Consider the following 19,736-nt stretch of genomic DNA (forward strand, 5'->3'; position numbering starts at 1 on the left):
GGGTAAATGAAGGGAGAGAATGGATGTTATGAATTTCACTTTTGAAAGGAGAAATGAAAGATGAATATTTTAGTAATTGGGGCAAACGGACAGATCGGGAAACAGGTTATCTCCAAGCTCAAGGATGACAAAGAGCATACGGTTAGAGCGATGGTTCGTAAAAAGGAGCAGGCTGACGCCTTTGATAAGGCGGGTGTAGAGCCTGTACTTGCAAATCTGGAAGGAACCGTGGATGAGCTTGCACACGCGATGAAAGGCAGTGATGCAATCGTGTTTACGGCAGGATCCGGCGGAGACACTGGTTTAGATAAGACCCTGCTTATCGATCTTGATGGAGCTGTTAAAACGATGGAGGCTGCAGAGCAGGCAGGAATCTCAAGATATATTATGGTAAGTGCTCTGCATGCAGAAGATCGGACGCGTTGGTCAGATCAAATTAAACCATACTACGCAGCCAAACATTATGCAGATAAGCTATTGGAAGAGTCATCATTGCAATATACGATTTTGCGCCCAGGCGGGCTGTTGAATGAACCGGGTCGTGGTAAAATAACAACAGATACGGAACATGGAGAGAAAAGCATTCCGCGTGAAGATGTGGCATCCGTAATTGTAGCTGTATTAAATGCAGAGAATACTTATAGAAAAGCGATTCCTCTTGTGTCTGGAGAGCATTCGATTCAAGAAGTTGTGCAAAATATATAATGTTGCTTTGAGTAAAGCGGAGGAGGAGCTATGAAACCATCCATTCTCATAGTGGAAGACGAAGAGAAGATTGCTAGGGTGTTAGAAATTGAATTGGAGTATGAAGATTATGAGGTCTCCAAGGCAATGAGTGGTACGGAAGGGCTGGAAGCTTTTCAAAATGGTGATTTTGATCTTGTATTACTTGATATCATGTTACCGGGTCTTAGCGGGATCGAAGTCTTGCGGCGGATACGCAGTCATGACGAACACATCCCTGTCATTCTGCTGACAGCTAAGGGTTCCGTAGAAGATAAGGTCTCCGGCCTTGATCTTGGGGCGACAGATTATGTCACAAAACCTTTTCAGATTGAAGAGCTGCTTGCCCGGATCCGTGCCGCCCTCCGTTTACATAGTAAAGTTCAGAAATCAAGCATGACGGGAACAGAAGAACCAAATCAGAACCAGGAAGTATGGCTATCCGCCGGTGACCTGAAGATTAATGAAAAAACTAGAGAGGTACTGCGAGCCGAAGATGGAATAGAGCTTACTCCGCGGGAGTTTGATCTGCTGGTTTATTTACTTCGTAATCAGCGGCAAGTCCTGAACCGGGAGCAGATTCTCGAGGCAGTATGGGGGTATGATTACATGGGTGACACCAATGTGGTAGATGTTTATATCCGATATCTTCGTAAGAAAATAGATCATGGACGTTCCCCGCTGATCCATACGGTTCGCGGTGTAGGTTACGTTCTCAGGACCGAGACATGAAGCTGCGTACAACCATCTATGTATATACTTCGGTACTTTTTATTGTCTTGCTGCTGCTAATTAATGGATTTATCTATTTCATGTTTGACCGAATGTCGACAGATACCCAGATGAAAAGAGCAGAAGCAGAAGCGAACTCGATCTCAACGGGTGTGCGTAATGCAGCTGATATCGTAGCTCCGGATGATTTGCTGCGTTCCTTTGTTCCAGCAGAAGGGATGCTTAGGATGGTGAGAATGACAGGCGATAACCCGCCTGCGGTTACTTCGCTCTCGGAACAGCGCCTGGCTCAGACCACCCCTACTTTTTATCCTAATAAACATACCGAAGTATTAAAAATAGACAATGTACGTTATGTCTTTGTATCCATGCCCGTCATATGGGCCGATGGAGAAGTGGTAAACCTTCAAGTGACAGAAAGCCTCGCAAGTGTAGATAACAATCTGAAGGTGCTCCAGGTTGTACTGATTTCAGTCAGCCTGGTTGCCCTACTAGCTGTACTTGTTTCAAGCAGGCTGCTTGGAAGCATTATTATACGGCCGATATCGAGTATGACGCAGACGATGAAGATCATTGAGGATGGCGGCGGATTCAAAACCCTTGATCTGCAGAACCAGTCCAAAGACGAGCTATATGAAATGGGTGAGACTTTTAACCGGATGATGGGCAGACTTGAGCGAAATTATGAGAAACAAGAACAATTTGTTTCGAATGCTTCTCATGAACTCAAGACACCGCTGACGGTGATTGAGAGCTATGCCAGCCTACTAAAAAGGAGAGGCATGTCGCGCCCAGACCTCTTTGAAGAATCTGTCGAAGCGATTCATTCGGAAGCAATTCGGATGCGAGAGATGACAGAACAATTGCTGATGATGGCTAGACAAACAGAGTCCGGAAGCATCAACTTAGAGAAGCACGATCTAACCAGCATGGTAACCGATATGGCCCGTTCATATGGGACAGCGTATCAGAGGGAAATAAAGGTCGAAACTGCGTCATCTGAACCTTGCATTGCTTCTACCGATATCAACAAGGCGAAGCAATTGCTCGTTATTTTACTGGATAATGCCAGAAAATATAGCGAGGACTCCATCCTTATCCGTGTTCAGCCTGACGCGAGTTACATTACTATAAGTGTAACGGATTATGGGCCAGGGATTCCTGCCGATGAACTTCCCAAAGTATTTGACCGTTTTTATCGGGTAGATCAGGCAAGGTCCCGCAAACAGGGCGGAACGGGTCTTGGTTTGTCACTAGCGAGTGAGATTGCCGCACAGATTAAGGCAGAAATTCGTTTAGAAAGTACCTACGGTAAAGGCACCACTGCTTATATCCAATTTCCAACAAGTCATCTTGCCTAAATAGAAGGGTAAGATGATTTGTTTTTCTCAGAGAATTCTCATAGTTAAGCGCTATACTGAAACCAAGTGTGAAGTGTAAACAGGAAGGAGCTTTTTACAATGGATATCAAGAAAAAGCTTGGATATGCGGGGGGCGGAGCCGCCGTTTTAATCGGACTGATTCTTTTATTTGTTCAGCCATGGAATCATGCGGATTCGGTTCTGTCAGCCGAGGCAGTGGAAGAGACGGTGATAAGCCAATATCCAGGTACAGTGGAGAAGAGTTCACTTGAGAATGGGGAATACCATTTACGAATAAGTACGGATACAGGAACGTATGAGTTTACCGTGGATAGCAGCAATGGAAGCATATTATCTATTCAGCAAATTAGTAAATCAGGGGAGAAAGAACGTGCCATTCTTAGCCGGGATACAGTGAAAGAGAAGTTGCTGAGTGAAACCGGAGGCAAACTGCTCTTTTTAGAGCTGATTACGAAGGAAGACCAAGATATCTACAAAGCGAAAGTAAAGACGGATACAGAGCGTACTCTATTTGAGATTGATCCTTATACAGGAGAAGTGCTGTCGAGACAAACGGTTACCATCGATCAAGAGGATGACGAAGAAGTTGACGAAGAAGAGAAACAAAAATTTCTAGCGGAAGAAGAAGTAGAGAAGATTGCTATGGCAGAAGTGGCAGGCGAAGTAGATGATACCGAACTTCGAGGCGAAGACACAAGCCATCCCTATTATTTAGTGGAAATTGAGACGGACGATGATAAAGAAGCCGTTATTCAAATTCATGCGATCACTGGAAAAGTTCAATCGGTGACCTGGGATGACTAATTCTTAAGAAGCTCTTCTTCTTTTCTCATCGAATTCTAATCTAACTCTTTCTTTACTCTCATTTGGCAGAGGTAAGATGTATTTGTAAGCAGCAAGTGAGACGAAAGAACAAATAAGAAGAGGAGTCGATGAGATATGAAGAAATATAAACGTATTTTAGCGGGTGGAGTTCTGAGTGCGGCGCTCGTAATTGGTGGAGCAGCAGCGTATACAGGTGGAGAATCAACGGTAGAGGCTAGTCAACTATCCTCTGCACCAACATCCACATCAACTTCAACAACAAGCAAGATGATCACGGTTCAACAGGCAAAAGAAGCAGCACTTAAAGAGGTACAAGGTACCATTGATGATATTGATTTAGAGAAAGAGAACGGAAAAGTATACTACGAGGTAGAGATCGAGTCAGCTAAGGCCGATGCTACCGTTCTGATTGATGCTTATACAGGAAAAGTGCTTACTGTAAATCAAGATCTGGATTTCGAAGTGACGGCTTCAGATGCAGATGTTAAGATTTCACTTGAAAAAGCAACCCAAATTGCCTTAAAAGAACTGGATAACAGCAAAGTAATCAGCACGGAGCTTGATCTTGATGATGGACGTTATGAGTATGAAATTGAACTCGTAAATAATAAATATGAAACGGATGTTACCATTGATGCTAATACAGGAGACGTATTGTCTGTTGACACCGATATCCGTGATAACGACTAATTTAATATAGCTTCCTGCAGAAAAAAATAGGAAGAGCACTTGTCAGTAATGACAGGTGCTCTTTTGCTTTGCCGATGAACTTTGAAGTAACTTTTCCGCTGGCTAATATATGAAATTTAATAAAAAGGGGTTTCATGACAACAAAGATGTGGTATTTTGGATGGTATGGTTTATGATTTATTAGAAGCCCTATTTATTTTTCGTTCTATAAGATAGAAAGTTCGTTTTGCGGAAAGTTCGGCAGTTAGGAGAGTGTAGCCATGGCTCAAACACTACTTTTTATTTTTGCAATCCAAATTGTTTATGTCTCGGCGTATACCCTGCGCATGATTCTGACACTAAAGGGTCAAAAGTACATCGCAGCCTTGATCAGTATGGTTGAAATTGTGATTTATGTACTCGGACTGAATTTAGTGCTTAATTATTTAGACCAGATTTCGGCTCTCGTTGTATATGCACTTGGTTATGGATTAGGTATTCTGATCGGTGCTTGGATTGAAGAAAAAATCGCACTTGGTTATATAACCGTCAAGGTAATATGCGATCAGACCCGTGGTACGATTGTGACGACGCTTCGGGAAAAAGGGTATGGCGTAACTTCTTGGCTTGGGAATGGGCGAGATGGAGATCGGCTGGTAATGGAAATACTGGCGAAACGAAAAAACCAGAAAAAACTGTATGAGACGATCTTGGAACTCGATTCAAAAGCTTTTATTATTACCGTAGAACCCAAACAATTCCATGGTGGATTTTGGACGCGTTCTATCAAAAGATAGCGCTAAAAAGCAGGAGCATGCCGGTTGGCATGCTTCTTATGTTTACACATATAATAACAAACTAATTTGAAAATTAGGTTATCCATGGCAATTAATCGATGATATTATATACGTAAATGGTATGAAGCCCCTATTTTTGTGGTAATAATGGGGAAGCGAAGTTATACAATCAAGACGGTTTTTTGCCCATACATTCATGTCAAATTAAACCATTTTTTGCTCCGATCTCTTGCGTTGATTTGGTAAATATGCTATTATTAGTTCTGTCAGTTGTAATTCACATTTTGGAAAGAGACTCATTCCGAAAATGACACTTTTTCCAATATGTGAATTTTTTTCAAAGAAAATAACCATATTAATATAAGTGTAAAGGAGAATGACCAAATGCAAACAGGTACAGTTAAATGGTTTAACGCAGAAAAAGGCTTCGGTTTTATCGAAGTTGAAGGCGGAAGCGACGTTTTCGTACATTTCAGCGCAATCACAGGCGAAGGTTTCAAAACCCTCGACGAAGGACAACGCGTTGAATTCAACGTGGTACAAGGTAACCGCGGACCACAAGCAGAGAACGTAGTAAAAGTATACTAATCCGACCTGCAAGCTGCCTTTGACTGACAAGTTGAAGGCAGCTCTTGTTTTCATTCCAAAAAAGCGATACGGAGTATGCGATCGAGATTCGTTTATTCTGTAGATAGGGGGGAAGTATTCATGTACAGACGTCAAGTATCAGAGGAAATCCCCGAGGAGAACACGAAGGTCTGGTCTTGTACCAATGACGACTGCAAGGGTTGGATGCGTGATGATTTCGCGTTTGAGAGCGAGCCGCAATGCAGTTTATGTTCCTCACCGATGGATCGGGAAATGAGAATGTTGCCCGTGTTATCCAACGCAGCAAATGATTTGAAAGCAATGAAAAAAGGGTAACGAGTTAGTACCATAATCGTTTTTGCATAAGTAAGTCTTTGTAAAAATAGCAAAACTCTGTAAGTGTACCGCGATACGGCGAGGATTCTCCTTCCCATATGGCGGTTTTTTTGTGCTTTGGAAAAGGAGGATATGTGATGGATAAAGTAGGACTTGTGATGCGTAAAATTCAGTTTACGGAGGCGCAGGGACCCCGGGTTTTTGCAGACCGGTTGAAAGCAATTGGGGAAGAGCTCGGTGTAGAGATTGTATTCATCTCACCAGAGCGTCATGTGAGCGGTTATGACTGGGTTCCGGGATATGAGCATGAAAAGGGCGACCTAGTCAACTATGATATCGTTCTCGATCAGATCTATTCACAGAATATCGATCATGTCATCTATACGGTTTCCGGATTTACCTATCTGAAAATGTTTCTGAAGAACAGCGTATTATTTCCGCACAGCTTCCCTGATCCTGCTCTGACAGGGTATGAAATGATGAAGCCTTTCTACCAGATCGTGGACAAAGCGATTGTGCAGACTGATTTCCTGAAAAGGGAGATGGCCGCTCAGTATGGAGTTCATGATGTGACGGTGATTCCAATTGGTTTTGATGAAGGACTAGCCCATAAACATTATGATCCTTCTGCTGTCGTCGACAACCGGATTATGTGGATCGGACGGGATGAAGCAAACCGCCGCCCTGATCTGGTTATTGAATATGCGCATCAGAATCCGGATAAAGAAGTCTACATGGTATTTGGCGGCGAGCGCTATAAAGAAAGTATGAAGAAGTACGATATCCCAAATAACGTGAAGCTGAAGTTTGCGCTTAGCCAGGATGAAGTGTTCCAGTTGATGAATTCTTCTAAGGTATATTGGAGTTCTTCGCGTTTTGATACGTTTGCGATGCCGCTGACCGAAGCGATGGCGATGGGGAAAATGGTCGTAAAGCCAGAGCATCCTTGTTATGGACATATCAGTTCGACCCATACGTTTGGCGGAAATGAACGCAACTTCTTTGAACTGATCAATATGGCATCCGCCGCACCTCGCAAAGTATCGGAAGATAACAGGGAGTATGCGTTTGGTGCTTTTTCGAGAACGGTGATGAAGGAAGGGTATCGGGCCTTTTTTGAATCATGGCTTCGGTAATAAACGGTTATAGTTATTTTCTTGGCGCATGCCAGGTGTTATAGCGTAGCCAAATGTGATATATTAACCATAACTTTTAGAAAAGGAGGTGAGGTAGGTGAATATTGAAATGGTGAACAGCCGCTTGAGCCAGCTGCCGATGGTACTGTCTGGCATTTTCTTCAGAGGTTTCTTATCACGGGAGAAGTCTGTCCATTTTGCACTAGATAAGATTAACCATTTCGAGAAGATGCCTACCTTAACCTCAAGCGGATTGTAGTACCTATTTCCGAGTGAAGGGTCGCGGGCTTGTTCCCGCGGCTCTTTTTTGTGTGGTGAGATGCATCTTCCTACTCAGGAGGATACAAATCATGATCATCGTAAACGGACAACAATTAAAAAAATATCACGGGGCAAACCTCGTGCTAGATAATGTAACTTTTGAAGTAAAAGAAGGAGAAAAAGTAGGACTTATTGGCGTGAACGGGAGCGGAAAGTCTACTTTACTGTCCTTGATCTCCAAGATAGATAAACCGGACGCAGGTATGCTTGCGGTGAAGAAAGAGGTAAGAGTGGGATACTTGCCGCAGATTCCGGCGGAATTTGAATACCAAACAGTATATGAGGTGCTCGCCCACGGGTTCGAAGATCTATTAGAGCAAAGACAGAAAATGACTCAGTTAGAACAGCAAATGGGGAGTTCGGAAGCGGCTGCAGATGATAAGTTTCTAGCGAAGTTGCTACATCGTTATGCGGTTCTCCAGGAAGAGTATGAGCGAGAAGGTGGCTATGAGATGGATGCCAGCATCGATATGGTGGCAACCGGTCTGCAGATAGATAAAGCGATGTATGTTAGAAACTTCAACACCCTGTCAGGCGGGGAGAAGACAAGGATTGTCCTTGCTTCACAGCTGATCCGAAAGCCAGAACTGCTGCTATTAGATGAACCAACGAATCACCTGGATCTCTCTGGGGTAGAATGGCTGGAGCAGTTTTTACGAAACTATCCCGGTGCGTGTATTCTCGCATCACATGACCGTTATTTTCTGGACCGAGTGGTAAGTCAGATCATTGAGTTAGAAGATGGGGAAGCATTCTCCTATCCGGGAACGTATTCCCGTTATGTCATAGCAAAAGAAGAACGGCTCATGCAGCAGTTTGCCGAGTACCAAGAGCAGCAGAAGAGAATCAAGAAGATGAAAGAGACCATTCGTCAGCTCGAAGAGTGGGGACGAGTTGGTGGGAACGAAAAGTTCTTCCGGCGTGCCGCCTCTATTCGTAAAGCGCTTGCTCGAATAGAGCAGATGAAGAAACCAAAGCTTGTACAGAAACAAGCTGAATTTGCACTCAGACCCGATCAGCGTTCTGGACAGATCGTTCTCCTATTTGAAGCATTGACCAAGCATTATGGAGATAAGACCATCTTAGATGGAGTAGAAGGAATGATGGCTTATCAGGATAAGATTGCGCTGCTTGGCGCAAATGGATCTGGCAAGACTACTTTTCTCAAGTTGCTGTTAGGTCAAGAGATTGCGGATGCAGGATATATGGAATGGGGCGCGGGAGTTAGTGTAGGCTATCTCGCACAGCAGGAAGAGATCAAGACGCCGAAACAAACCGTACTCGCCTATTTCCGGGAGCATGCACCCATGGAAGAAGGAGAGGCGAGATCGGTGCTCGCGAGGTATATGTTCTATGGCCCGCAGGTATTCCGGGAGATCGGCAAGTTATCCGGCGGTGAGTGGTCAAGGCTCCGTCTAGCTGTTCTTGTGAACAAGAAACCAAATGTACTTCTGCTCGATGAGCCGACTAATCATCTGGACATCACCTCCCGTGAAGCACTGGAAGAAGCGCTGGACGAATACAAAGGCACCATACTTGCGATCTCTCACGATCGGTATTTTATTAATCGTATTGTGGGGAAAGTATGGTCTTTGGATTCGGGGAAGCTGAGTGCTTATCTGGGGAACTATGATGATTATGCGGTGAAGCGAAGTGAGCGGTAGTGAGAGTTTGAGGGTGTAGGTTAGAAATAAATAGAGTAGAATGCTCCCGCCCGTAAAGGGCGGGTTTTCTTGTAACTCGAACTGAGGGAGAAGGTTGCCATAAGATTCGTTGTTAGAAGACTAAGTCAGTTCAAGCTAAATGCGTTTGATCAAAACGATTGTTTGCTGACAAGGTGTTACCTGTGTCCTGTAATTTTGCAACTGATTTTCTAAGGAGTACGTAAATACGAAGAGTACAGATGAGCTATTCAAGATGTAAATTAAATTTCATTCTTAACCCTCACTTTTTGCAAATTCATGTATTATATAGCTATTTAGTTCTATATAATGGTAATTGAGAAGTTTAGATTATGTATAGAATGAATCCTTTGGATCATATTTAGTGAGACTTCTTAATTTATAACTAGGATAAAAGGTCTAATTATAGAAATGTCTATTTATAAAAATCATAATCTTGAGATAACGGAAGTGGTTTAATGGATTCTGCTATAGAATACTATCAACTGGGTAAAATCCGAACAGTTGCAGCTACTGATGCAAAGAGTTTGTACACACATTCAATTGGAGTAGCTGCAAAACAATTTGTTTGTCCAGAGTGTGGAGAGTATGTAGGCTTTGTACTCCCGACAAATAGAACCCCTCATTTTAAACATGCTAGGCAAAATGAAGTGACGAAAGAGTGTGAACGGAGGGTTAGTTCACAAAATTATAATAATTCTATCTACGAGAGATTAGGTCTTCCGTTATACCTTCGAAAATTCAGCGAAGAACAGTATGAATTGTGTATAGGCTTTTATGGACTGGATGAATCACTGATTACAGATGTTGAGATGGATAATTTAAAAGTTACTATTAAGTCTTATGATGCCAGCCGATCAGAAGTGGGAACTAACTATTTAATTAACCATACAAATTTTAAAAGTGAATCTTCTAATCTCATGAAAGTTGATTTTATATCAAGTAGATATATAGTTCACTATTCACCATCTTCAAAAGTAGTAAAAATAAAAGAAAAGTGGGGGGATTTTATAGAAGGTATACCGGATGGGGGGGCTTTATTCACATTTAACGAATATGGTGGTAGAAAAATTAGAATTAATGATGAAATAACAACACAAACAGAGTACTTATATTTATGTAGAAATGAGTTGTTAACTCAGAATTATAGTTCTATTGAAATCTCGAACAGTGGCTCTATTATATTAAGAAGAGATGAAAAGATTGAAAGTTACAAAATTTATAAAATATGCTTCAAACCTCAAAATGATCGACAGTTCTTGAAATTGATTGAATTTTGTAGAGAGCATTTTAAAGTTAGTTTACTTTTAAGTTCAGCTTCCTTAATTCCAGTTTGGCCTCCTACAGTACAAAGTGATAATCAGATTAACTGTATAAGAAGCTATAATAATTTCTTTTTATTAAAAAATTTTGATAAAGAGTTTACTGCAGTATACTCACATTATGAAAATAACCATAATCGAATAACGGGAAAATTTGTAGGAGAAGATACTAAGTTGATAGAGATTCATATCCCTACCATTGAGCTAGCATTAACTATTAGGGGGAAAAACAGTTCGATTTATGCTGTATTACGAAAAAAAGAAATGAATATAAAATGCTATAAAAATTCAATTCTTATACAAGATCTTAATGGAAATAGGCTTGAGTCTGCCCAACTATCAAATCTTCCTTATCGTAATGCAATTAATATCTACTCTGATAGCAGAAGTAGTATATTACATTTTCATAATGAGAAAGTGACGAAATATAAAATAAAAAGCGCCAAACAGCATGTAATTGAAGATTTAACCTATGGTGACAAAATAGTAGAAGTTAGTGCAGGACAATTTTACGGATTGCTAAAATTCATCGAAGAGGAAAGTATAATTAATCAGGTTAATAATGGCGACGATATCTTTAACAGATTGATTAGACTTAAAGGACCGTTTGTAAAACCTCCTTATTTTGTTAAATCTATAATAAGTCAGATTGAAGAAAGTTCACAACTTAAAATGTTACTAAAATCCTACTTGTCATTAAATAAAATTCCTATAGAAGGACTGAAAATACTAAGAAGTATTCAGAAAAACGAAGGAGGGAAATATAAATGACTTTATCAGCTAGTACTCAGTTAGCAGTTGTAGATCATTTTATTGAAAACTACTCTAGAACCGAATTTGAATTTATAATATCTTTGTTTCCTGTCTCAAAGCTGTCTGAAGAAATAAAAAGTAATGAAAGAAAATTTCGAACTTATTTAAAAGGTTTTAGACCTGATAAGTTGCCTATAAAAAGATTTCAGGAGATCTTTTATAAAAGCATATATTCGGGAAAAAATATAACATTAGCTCTTCAACTTAATAACTTGGTTAAAGGCTATACTTTGAAAATGGATAAGTTAATTTCAGACAGAATTGAACCTGCTAAAACAGTAAAAGAAAAAATCAAAAGTAATAATATAGATACTTTTACGAAATTATTAGATCTTTTAATAGAAAATAATTATGATCAATCAGATAAAATAATAGTCTACTTTAAAATGTTGAATATTGAGCTAACAGATGACCAACTTCAATATCTACATAAAAATTTTGAACAACTTTTAGTGAATAGGTCCGTTAGATTGCTAGTGGAAAAGGAAGTATCTGAAAAATACAAACAAGAGATTAAGGACTTAACATATAATCTCAAGGATGAGCTAAAAGATAAGGAGAATCAGATTAAACAGCAACAAGAAATTTTGGAACAAGTAAGGAAAGAGTATCAATCAATTATATTTACTAAAGATCGTGAATTTAAGAATAGAGAAGCAGAGTATAATCTTGATATAGAAAAAAAGGTACAGGGAAATATCAAAAGTAAGAAACGTATAAACGAACTAGAATCAAGGGAACAGAGTATGATTAACAAAATCAAGGAACAGGAAAATAAAATATCGAATATAACTTCTTTATTGGATAAAAAAGAAAGAGAAATGATACCCCAAATTGAATCGAAATGGAATACTTTAAATACTGAATTGTTAAATCAACAGGCAAATTTGAAACATACAATCAGAATATTAGAGGGGCACAAGAATAACCTTACTTTGGTAGTTGAAAAGTTAGATTATAAAAAATCGGAATTAGAAAAAGTTATATTATCGTATGAAGAAAACGGAGGAAAAGTAATATCAAATATAAAGGACTTAATGAGTAAATTTGGGTTTGAATCAACAAATATGAGAAGTCAAAATAGGGTTCATTTTATAGCTGGTAATAAATCAGAAGTAGATATAGAAACGGTGGATAGGTTCGATTTTATTGAAGATTTATCGGACAATCTGAATATAAGTGGAGTACAAGATTTTTATATTAATGATATGGCCAGGTATTTATATGCCATTTTTGTGTCAGGAATGAGCCCATTATTGATAGGATACAATACTAGGAAAATGGCTAATGCTTTATCAAATTTGTTTAATGGTTCAAATGCGGATATTATATCACTTCCTCCAGGATTCGATGATATGAACGAATTAAATCGAGTTGTGAATTCATCTATGAGCAAAGTATTACTTATTGAGAATGCTGTAGATAATATTTCTGATTTTATATACCTACCTCTATTAAAACAAAATAACGATAAATTTATTCTATTCTCTATGGAATCATCAGAACACTTAAATTTAATATCACAAAGTATTTTTAACTATATGGTACCAATAGATGTTGACTCAATTTTACAATATGTGAAAAATCCTGGTGATCTGATTAAAACTAAGACTGATATAACTGTTTTCAACTATACTATTGATGAAAATTTAGTAAGAACTAATCTAAGACATTTAAAAAAAATAGCACCTATATATTTTCTCTCCCCATCAACAAAAATTAGGTGGGCAGAAGTAATGGCAGTAATAGATTCACTTGATATAAACAAAGCCTTCTATTGCATAATAGTATTCTCACTCACAATGTTATGTAGACAAACAAAAAAGACAGAGGAGTTAAGCAAATATATCCAACAACAGAACTTAGAACCTGAAATGTTTAAATTTCTAAACTCCTTTATAGTGGATAGTATATGATTAGTAATCCTATAATTCATCATATAGCAAAAGATTTGAAAATAGTAAAAATCCCTCTTGAAACTGAAGAACAGTATTTTTCTAGAATAATTTATTCTGCTTTAGCGATGTGGATTAGATATTCAACATTAGATGAGGATATTCTTTTTCCTGAAAAGAGTAAGATAGGAGTTAGTAAAACTCACATTAGAAATCGATGCCAACCTTTCATTGATGAGATGATAAAGATGTATCCTTCAACCCGACAATGGTTTTATCCGCCTGATAAAGAATCTGATCCAGTTGGAACAGTTATGGAACGATTATGTAATGCCGGGGAATTGGTTGAAGTAGGATACAGCACCGATCTTGCACTTCCACACTATGCTTGGTGTCTAGCCAATGAAAATATGAGTATCATCAGAGGAATCAAGAATTTTGACTTGTTAGGTGTAACTGGAATATCACAGTTGGATGAATTAACTGATAATTTAGTTCTGAACCCAAGAGCAGATTTATTTAGTTTTTACAGTTTGAGCAAAAATACCGAAGATGTACTCTTAAATGAAATATTAGAAAAAATGGAATGGGTAGCTTGGAGTAATGATTTACCATACCAATTATTCAATAAATTCAGTCAAAAAAACTTTTCATATAGTTGGGACTACGAATTCAAGGAGAATGATACAGAAATAACGTTGTATCGTCATCCGTTATATTTAAAAGGTAATAAGGACTTTGGATTCGTAAAGAAGATGGACGGAAAAATATACACAAGTCAACTCAGTGAATATTTTGTTGAAACATTTGAAGTACGGAGGTACATGTATGCATTAAGACACTCTGCAGGTAATTCAGCAAAAGCTAAATATATTCAACATTCAGATGTAGATTTAGTAGAATTACATTTATATAATGGTCTACCGTCAAATGAAACAAAAATATTAGGTATTCTCGGGTGGCCTGTTCATAATATTTATGATATGCGTAAATTAGTATTTCATATTTCTGTGTGGGATTTTGTAAAGCAATTATTAAGCAATTTGAATATCAGTCTGGAGGGTTCCGCCAATGGAAAACTATAGTGTGCATGGGACACATAATGCATTGAAGCAAAAACTTATTGATTATATTCGAGCCCAGTATTTAGGTGAGAACAAATTCTTGTTAGAGGCTTGTAATGAAATGATTGAACAAGAGGGTACATTGTTTCAAAAACCTTACATTGAGGCGAATCCAGCATATCAAGTCATTACTAATGGGATACAACAAAGTAACGAAATCCCTAATAAAATAAAAAATATACTAACCGAGATGTCTGATAAAAATCTAGGTGTGTTTCCGCATCCTTTTAAACATCAAATAAAAGCTTTGGAAAGTTTTTATCGTGGTCAAGACCTATTTGTTACAACAGGAACCGGTTCAGGTAAAACGGAATGTTTCATGTGGCCAATGATCAGTAATATTGTAAATGAAGCTGCAACAAAACCAAAAACATGGCAGCATAGAGGTGTAAGAGCGTTAATGTTATATCCAATGAATGCATTGGTATCCGATCAAATTGGCCGCCTCCGTCGAATGATTGGTGATCAAAACGGCGATTTTCGAGAGGTGTTTAATAGGCTTACAGGTAATGATCAGTTACGAGTACCTCAGTTTGGCATGTACACAGGTCGAACCCCTTATCCGGGTAAATTGAATCATGATGAAGATAAGCAGCTAGCAAGAACACTAAGTGATAGTTTATTAAATAAAGAAGAAACCACAAAGCAAAAACTTCGAAAGATTGGAAAGTATCCAGCAAAATATAATCTTGAGGAATATATTAGTGGACTCACACAAGGAAAACACATCACTCATGATCATGATGCCGAATTGATAACACGACAAGAAATGCAACAATTATGCCCTGATATTCTTATTACTAATTACTCAATGCTTGAATATATGATTATACGACCTGCTGAGCAAACAATTTGGGATAGTACAAAGGATTGGCTTAATCAAGATGAAGATAATAAATTGCTTATCGTAATCGATGAAGCACATATGTATCGGGGTGCATCTGGTGGTGAAGTAGCCCTATTAATTAGGAGATTACTTCATAAGCTAGGTATTACAAGGAATAAAGTTAGGTTTATATTAACCAGTGCGAGTGTACCTTCTGAAGGGGAAAAATACATAACTGAGTTTGCCAATAATTTGACTGCTCAGGATGCCCAACAATCTACATTCGATATTATTTATGGAGAACAACAGGAATTGAATTTAGTGGATTCTATAGATTTGTCTGCGGAGATTCTTACTCAATGTGATATATCGACTTTTCTTGGAGATGAGAATAGCAAGCTTTTGGCTATAGAACGATTCGCTAAAGTAGTTTATACATCAGAAAATATTAAATTCCATAATTATCAAGATTCCCAACAATGGCTATATGAATATTTAATTAATTGTAAGCCTATGAATTTAATCTTGAAGGCTTGCAGAGGAAAAGCGATATCTTATGCTGAATTATCTAGATCTACATTTCCAGAGAGCGAGGTAGAAAAGGCTAGTAGAGCAACTGAGGTTCTACTAGCATTAGCTCCGCTAGCCAAGAACAAAGATGGACAAATATTATTTCCAGCCAGACTTCATATGATGTTTAGAGGGCTTCAAGGGATTTACGTATGTAGTAATCCCGATTGTTGTGCTGCTCATTCTGATGATGACTACAGACTTGGGAAATTATATTTTGGTAATGTCCGTGATACGTGTGACTGTTGCGGTAGCAGGGTTTATGAGTTATTAAATGATCGTCGATGTGGTGCTCTATTCTTAAAGGGATATATGTATCAAAAATCATCTAATACCAAAGATTTTGTGTGGAATTCAATAGGAGAAATCTATGATGAGAGTTATAAAGAAGTCCACTTCTACATAATACCTGGACAGAATTATAAAAAGACGACTAATGAAACAAAAGTTGGGTGGTTGCATGCAGCGACTGGATTGCTTTTTACCGATGATACTCATGCCAATAAGAAAGGATTCCTTCACGTAGCATATAATGCAAAAGAATTAAAAGGTAAACCAGGGCAGTTAACCTATGATACTTGTCCTAAATGTAGCAAATCAAAGTTAAAACCTTCGGATTTTATAACAAAAGGAAATGAATCTTTTTATAATTTGGTTTCTGAACAACTGATTATTCAACCACCTACGATTTTTGATCAAAAGCTAATTGAAAAATTACCTAATGCTGGACGGAAAGTTCTTTTGTTTTCTGATAGCAGACAAAGAGCTGCTGGACTCGCTAAAGACCTTACAAGGGCGGCAGATGATGAAGCGGTTAGAAAAGCTATGGTGATTGCTGTACAGAAACTTGAAAAATGGGCAGTTGAAAGGAACAAACAGCCTACTATAAATTTATTATATGTAGCCTTTTTAGAGGTTGCAGTTACTCACAACCTTCATTTGTTCTATGGGGATCAGAAGACAAGTCTTGTGGGTGATATGAAAAAAGTAAAACAAAAAATAGAGCGAAACAAACGACATAACAGAGAATTAAATTATGAGTCACTTAAAATAGATTTTAATACAACTCCGGGTCTATATGACGAACAATTATTAAAGTTAATGTGTAGTAGTTATCGTTCGTTAAGTGATATCGGTCTGTGTTACATAAAACCATGTAGCGAAGATAAATTGATTGAAGTAGAAGATGAGCTAGGTGATTATAATATTAATCTCTCTACTGAAGAGTTTGAGAAATTGTTTTCTTCTTGGGCGAATTATGTTATGAAAGATAGTTATGCATTAGGAGATACTATTAGTGATGAAGTCAGAGAAAACGCCCGTCCGACGAGCTACGGAAGGTTTGGAATCTCTAGTGATGCTAAACTTCCTAGTGGGATAAGAAAAATACTCACCGAGCAAGGATTTACAAATGAAGAAGTAAGCATTATTCATAAGTGCATGCTTAAATATACTGCCACACCGCAAGGTAACCAAAATAGTTATTTGAATTTAAACACCATGATGCTGACTTATAACAATAAGCAACAATGGTATCATTGCGAAAAATGTGCTGGTGTTTTTGCTCTAACGTTATGGGGGAAATGTGCGCATTGTGGTGATTCCCATGTAACTCTTATGACAGAAAGGGACTTCCAGCGCTTTGATTTTTGGCGGAAACCTGTATTAGAAGTTATAGACTCGTCGAGTCTTAAATCTATAACAAGTATTAACACAGAGGAGCATACAGCTCAGTTATCTCATAAGGATCAACGTCAGAAGATGTGGTCGACTACAGAAGATTATGAGATGAGATTTCAGGATGTTCAGATTAATGATGATACGCCTGTAGATATACTGAGCTGTACTACAACAATGGAAGTGGGTATCGACATTGGCTCTTTAACAGCTGTCGGATTAAGAAATATTCCTCCTATGCGCGAGAATTATCAGCAACGTGCAGGACGAGCGGGTAGACGAAGTTCGGCAATATCTACCATTGTTACTTATACTGATAATGGCCCACATGACAGTTATTATTTTAGCCATCCACAAGAAATAATAGCTGGTAAAGTAAGAAAGCCATGGATTGACGTAAAAAATCCAAAACTGATAGCTCGACATATGAATATGATTATTCTAACTGATTTCATGATGGAAATTCATGAAGGTATGGATAAAGTCGGAATCGAGACTTTCTATAATCAATATTACTCCGGTTTTTGCACTTTCTTGGAAGAGTATAACAAAAAGGAAGACGAATTGAAGGTGATATTGCCAGACCTTAAGCTAGTTCATTTGACTAATGTTAAGTATTCATTGAAATTTCTATTGGATGGAATTCAGTTAAAGGTTAAGGAAAAGGCAATTGACTATATTAATGAAAGAGATGAACAAAAGTCTCTTCTTGATGTGATGTATGAAGAAAGCGTCCTACCAACATATTCCTTCCCTAAAAATGTAGTTGGATTTTATATTGAAGATAAAGATGGGAAGATTGATCAAAAACCTGAACGGGCTCTGGATATGGCTATTAGTGAGTATGCACCAGGCCGAACCCTTGTTGTAAATAAGAAAACGTACAAGTCTGGTGGCATTTATAATTTCCATTCTAAATTTCGGGTTGGTCAGTATGAGAAACCCGCTAAGAGTTATTTTGAAAATGCCGAATATGTTAAACAGTTATATTATTGTAGAAACGAATCTTGTGGATGGTTTGGAATAGATAAACCAGAAGAGAACGAATGTCCTTTTTGTAAACAACATAACATAGATGTTCAGCATATGTTAAAACCATGGGGATTCGCTCCAGTTAGTGCAAAGAGTATTCCAGAGTCGGAAGCAGAGAATGAAATATCTTATGCGGAAGCTCCTTGTTATTCTGCTACTCCTACTCAGGATGACATGTGCAGAACAGATTATAAATATATAAAAGTAGCAGAACGTTCAGATCAAACACTCATTATTTTAAACAAGGGACCGAATGGAAAGGGATTTAAAGTTTGTAAAGATTGTGGAGCAGCTGTAACTGGTGACGAAGATATGAAGGGAATTGGAAGGCCTTATAACCATCCCCGTTCAAAAAAGAAGTGTTATCATAATGACGTAGAGCACGTAGTACTCGGACACAATCTCAACACAGATATGGTTATACTTGAGTTTACTTTAGACAATAAGCAGGTGAACACAAACATCAGTGATTTGTGGATTAAAACAGCGGCCATGACTTTATCTGAAGCTATAGTACTAGCAGCAGGAAGATTACTAGATGTTGAATTTAATGAAATAAAAAGCGGTTACCGTTTAAGGTACTCTCCTGAGAATACCTACGTAGATATCTATCTGTTTGACAGCTTGTCTAGTGGTGCAGGCTATAGTTCAGAAATTGCTAATCATATTAATGAACTTTTGGATTACACAGAGCGAGTATTGGAAGAGTGTACGTGTACTTCGTCATGTCATCAATGTCTAAATCATTTTTGGAATCAACGAAATCAAAATGGCATGGATCGCCATACTGCACTACAGCTTCTTAGATACGGACAATTTGGTAAGGTTGAGAGAGAATATGAGTTAAACGAGCAATTAGAAATATTTAAACCTATAAAAGATTTGATAGAACTGAATGGAATTCATGTTGAAAGTACTAATAATAAACTGGTTGTAAGAAATGACTATGATTTAAGGGAAGTTTACATTTACCCTTCAATGTGGAATAAAAATAATAGAAACATTCCTAAAAATACAGTGGGAATATCTGATCGGTTGATTTATCGAGCATTACCTGAAGCCTATTTTCAACTGATGAGTAGTGACAAATCTTCTTCTAAACTTCATAGTTAGAAATAAACTCTCAACATTATTTTTTTAAAGTGCTTAAATCAATTGAATAGAGAATCCAATTCTGATAATGAGTGCAGAACAATATTTGTCAAATAGTCAGTGAGATATTTTATCTAAAATATTTCACTGACTATTTCGTTGTAAGAATTAGTTTTCACAAAAGGCATATTTTA

General features: G+C 38.1%; 15 protein-coding genes. All 15 read left to right on the plus strand.

Annotated features, from left to right (window positions below; translation table 11 throughout):
* Nucleotides 1-60: 60 nt before the first annotated feature.
* The gene (locus H9647_RS18250) at nt 61-705 is read left to right on the plus strand and encodes an SDR family oxidoreductase (protein ID WP_191802616.1); all 645 of its coding nucleotides are present in this window, start codon (nt 61-63) and stop codon (nt 703-705) included.
* 30 nt (nt 706-735) lie between these two features.
* Nucleotides 736-1,455, plus strand: a complete 720-nt coding sequence (locus H9647_RS18255; protein WP_191802617.1) for a response regulator transcription factor — start codon at nt 736-738, stop codon at nt 1,453-1,455.
* A complete protein-coding gene (locus H9647_RS18260; protein WP_191802619.1) occupies nt 1,452-2,816 on the plus strand; it encodes a sensor histidine kinase in 1,365 nt (454 codons plus the stop codon). Before H9647_RS18255 ends, H9647_RS18260 begins: the two co-directional genes overlap by 4 nt.
* Nucleotides 2,817-2,915: 99 nt before the next feature.
* Nucleotides 2,916-3,641, plus strand: coding sequence for a PepSY domain-containing protein (locus H9647_RS18265; protein ID WP_191802621.1), 726 nt, complete (start codon nt 2,916-2,918; stop codon nt 3,639-3,641).
* A 135-nt stretch (nt 3,642-3,776) separates the two neighbouring features.
* On the plus strand, nt 3,777-4,352 hold the full coding sequence (locus H9647_RS18270; RefSeq protein WP_191802623.1) for a PepSY domain-containing protein: 576 nt from the start codon (nt 3,777-3,779) through the stop codon (nt 4,350-4,352).
* Nucleotides 4,353-4,612: 260 nt separating this feature from the next.
* A complete protein-coding gene (locus H9647_RS18275) occupies nt 4,613-5,128 on the plus strand; it encodes a DUF2179 domain-containing protein (RefSeq protein WP_191802625.1) in 516 nt (171 codons plus the stop codon).
* A 384-nt stretch (nt 5,129-5,512) separates the two neighbouring features.
* On the plus strand, nt 5,513-5,716 hold the full coding sequence (locus H9647_RS18280) for a cold-shock protein (protein ID WP_191802627.1): 204 nt from the start codon (nt 5,513-5,515) through the stop codon (nt 5,714-5,716).
* A gap of 120 nt (nt 5,717-5,836) precedes the next feature.
* Nucleotides 5,837-6,052 (plus strand): cold-shock protein, encoded by a 216-nt coding sequence (locus H9647_RS18285; RefSeq protein ID WP_160032569.1) that lies wholly within the window; start codon nt 5,837-5,839, stop codon nt 6,050-6,052.
* 137 nt (nt 6,053-6,189) lie between these two features.
* Nucleotides 6,190-7,188, plus strand: coding sequence for a glycosyltransferase (locus H9647_RS18290; protein ID WP_191802629.1), 999 nt, complete (start codon nt 6,190-6,192; stop codon nt 7,186-7,188).
* A gap of 97 nt (nt 7,189-7,285) precedes the next feature.
* Complete coding sequence (locus tag H9647_RS18295; protein WP_191802631.1) at nt 7,286-7,447, plus strand: hypothetical protein; 162 nt, start codon at nt 7,286-7,288, stop codon at nt 7,445-7,447.
* 91 nt (nt 7,448-7,538) lie between these two features.
* Nucleotides 7,539-9,173, plus strand: a complete 1,635-nt coding sequence (abc-f, locus tag H9647_RS18300) for a ribosomal protection-like ABC-F family protein (RefSeq protein ID WP_191802633.1) — start codon at nt 7,539-7,541, stop codon at nt 9,171-9,173.
* A 476-nt stretch (nt 9,174-9,649) separates the two neighbouring features.
* Entirely contained in the window at nt 9,650-11,284 is a 1,635-nt protein-coding gene (locus H9647_RS18305) for a hypothetical protein (protein ID WP_191802635.1), read from the plus strand.
* The gene (locus H9647_RS18310) at nt 11,281-13,242 is read left to right on the plus strand and encodes a hypothetical protein (RefSeq protein ID WP_191802637.1); all 1,962 of its coding nucleotides are present in this window, start codon (nt 11,281-11,283) and stop codon (nt 13,240-13,242) included. Before H9647_RS18305 ends, H9647_RS18310 begins: the two co-directional genes overlap by 4 nt.
* Nucleotides 13,239-14,306: a hypothetical protein gene (locus H9647_RS18315; protein ID WP_191802639.1), complete on the plus strand. Its 1,068-nt coding sequence runs from the start codon at nt 13,239-13,241 to the stop codon at nt 14,304-14,306. The genes H9647_RS18310 and H9647_RS18315 overlap by 4 nt, the downstream gene beginning before the upstream one ends.
* Nucleotides 14,293-19,563 carry a DEAD/DEAH box helicase gene (locus tag H9647_RS18320; protein WP_191802641.1) on the plus strand — a complete coding sequence of 1,757 codons (5,271 nt, stop codon included), beginning with the start codon at nt 14,293-14,295 and terminating at the stop codon, nt 19,561-19,563. Before H9647_RS18315 ends, H9647_RS18320 begins: the two co-directional genes overlap by 14 nt.
* Nucleotides 19,564-19,736 lie beyond the last annotated feature (173 nt).

The sequence above is a fragment of the Paenibacillus gallinarum genome, assembly GCF_014836635.1.
GTDB classification, from domain to species: Bacteria; Bacillota; Bacilli; order Paenibacillales; family Paenibacillaceae; genus Paenibacillus; species Paenibacillus gallinarum.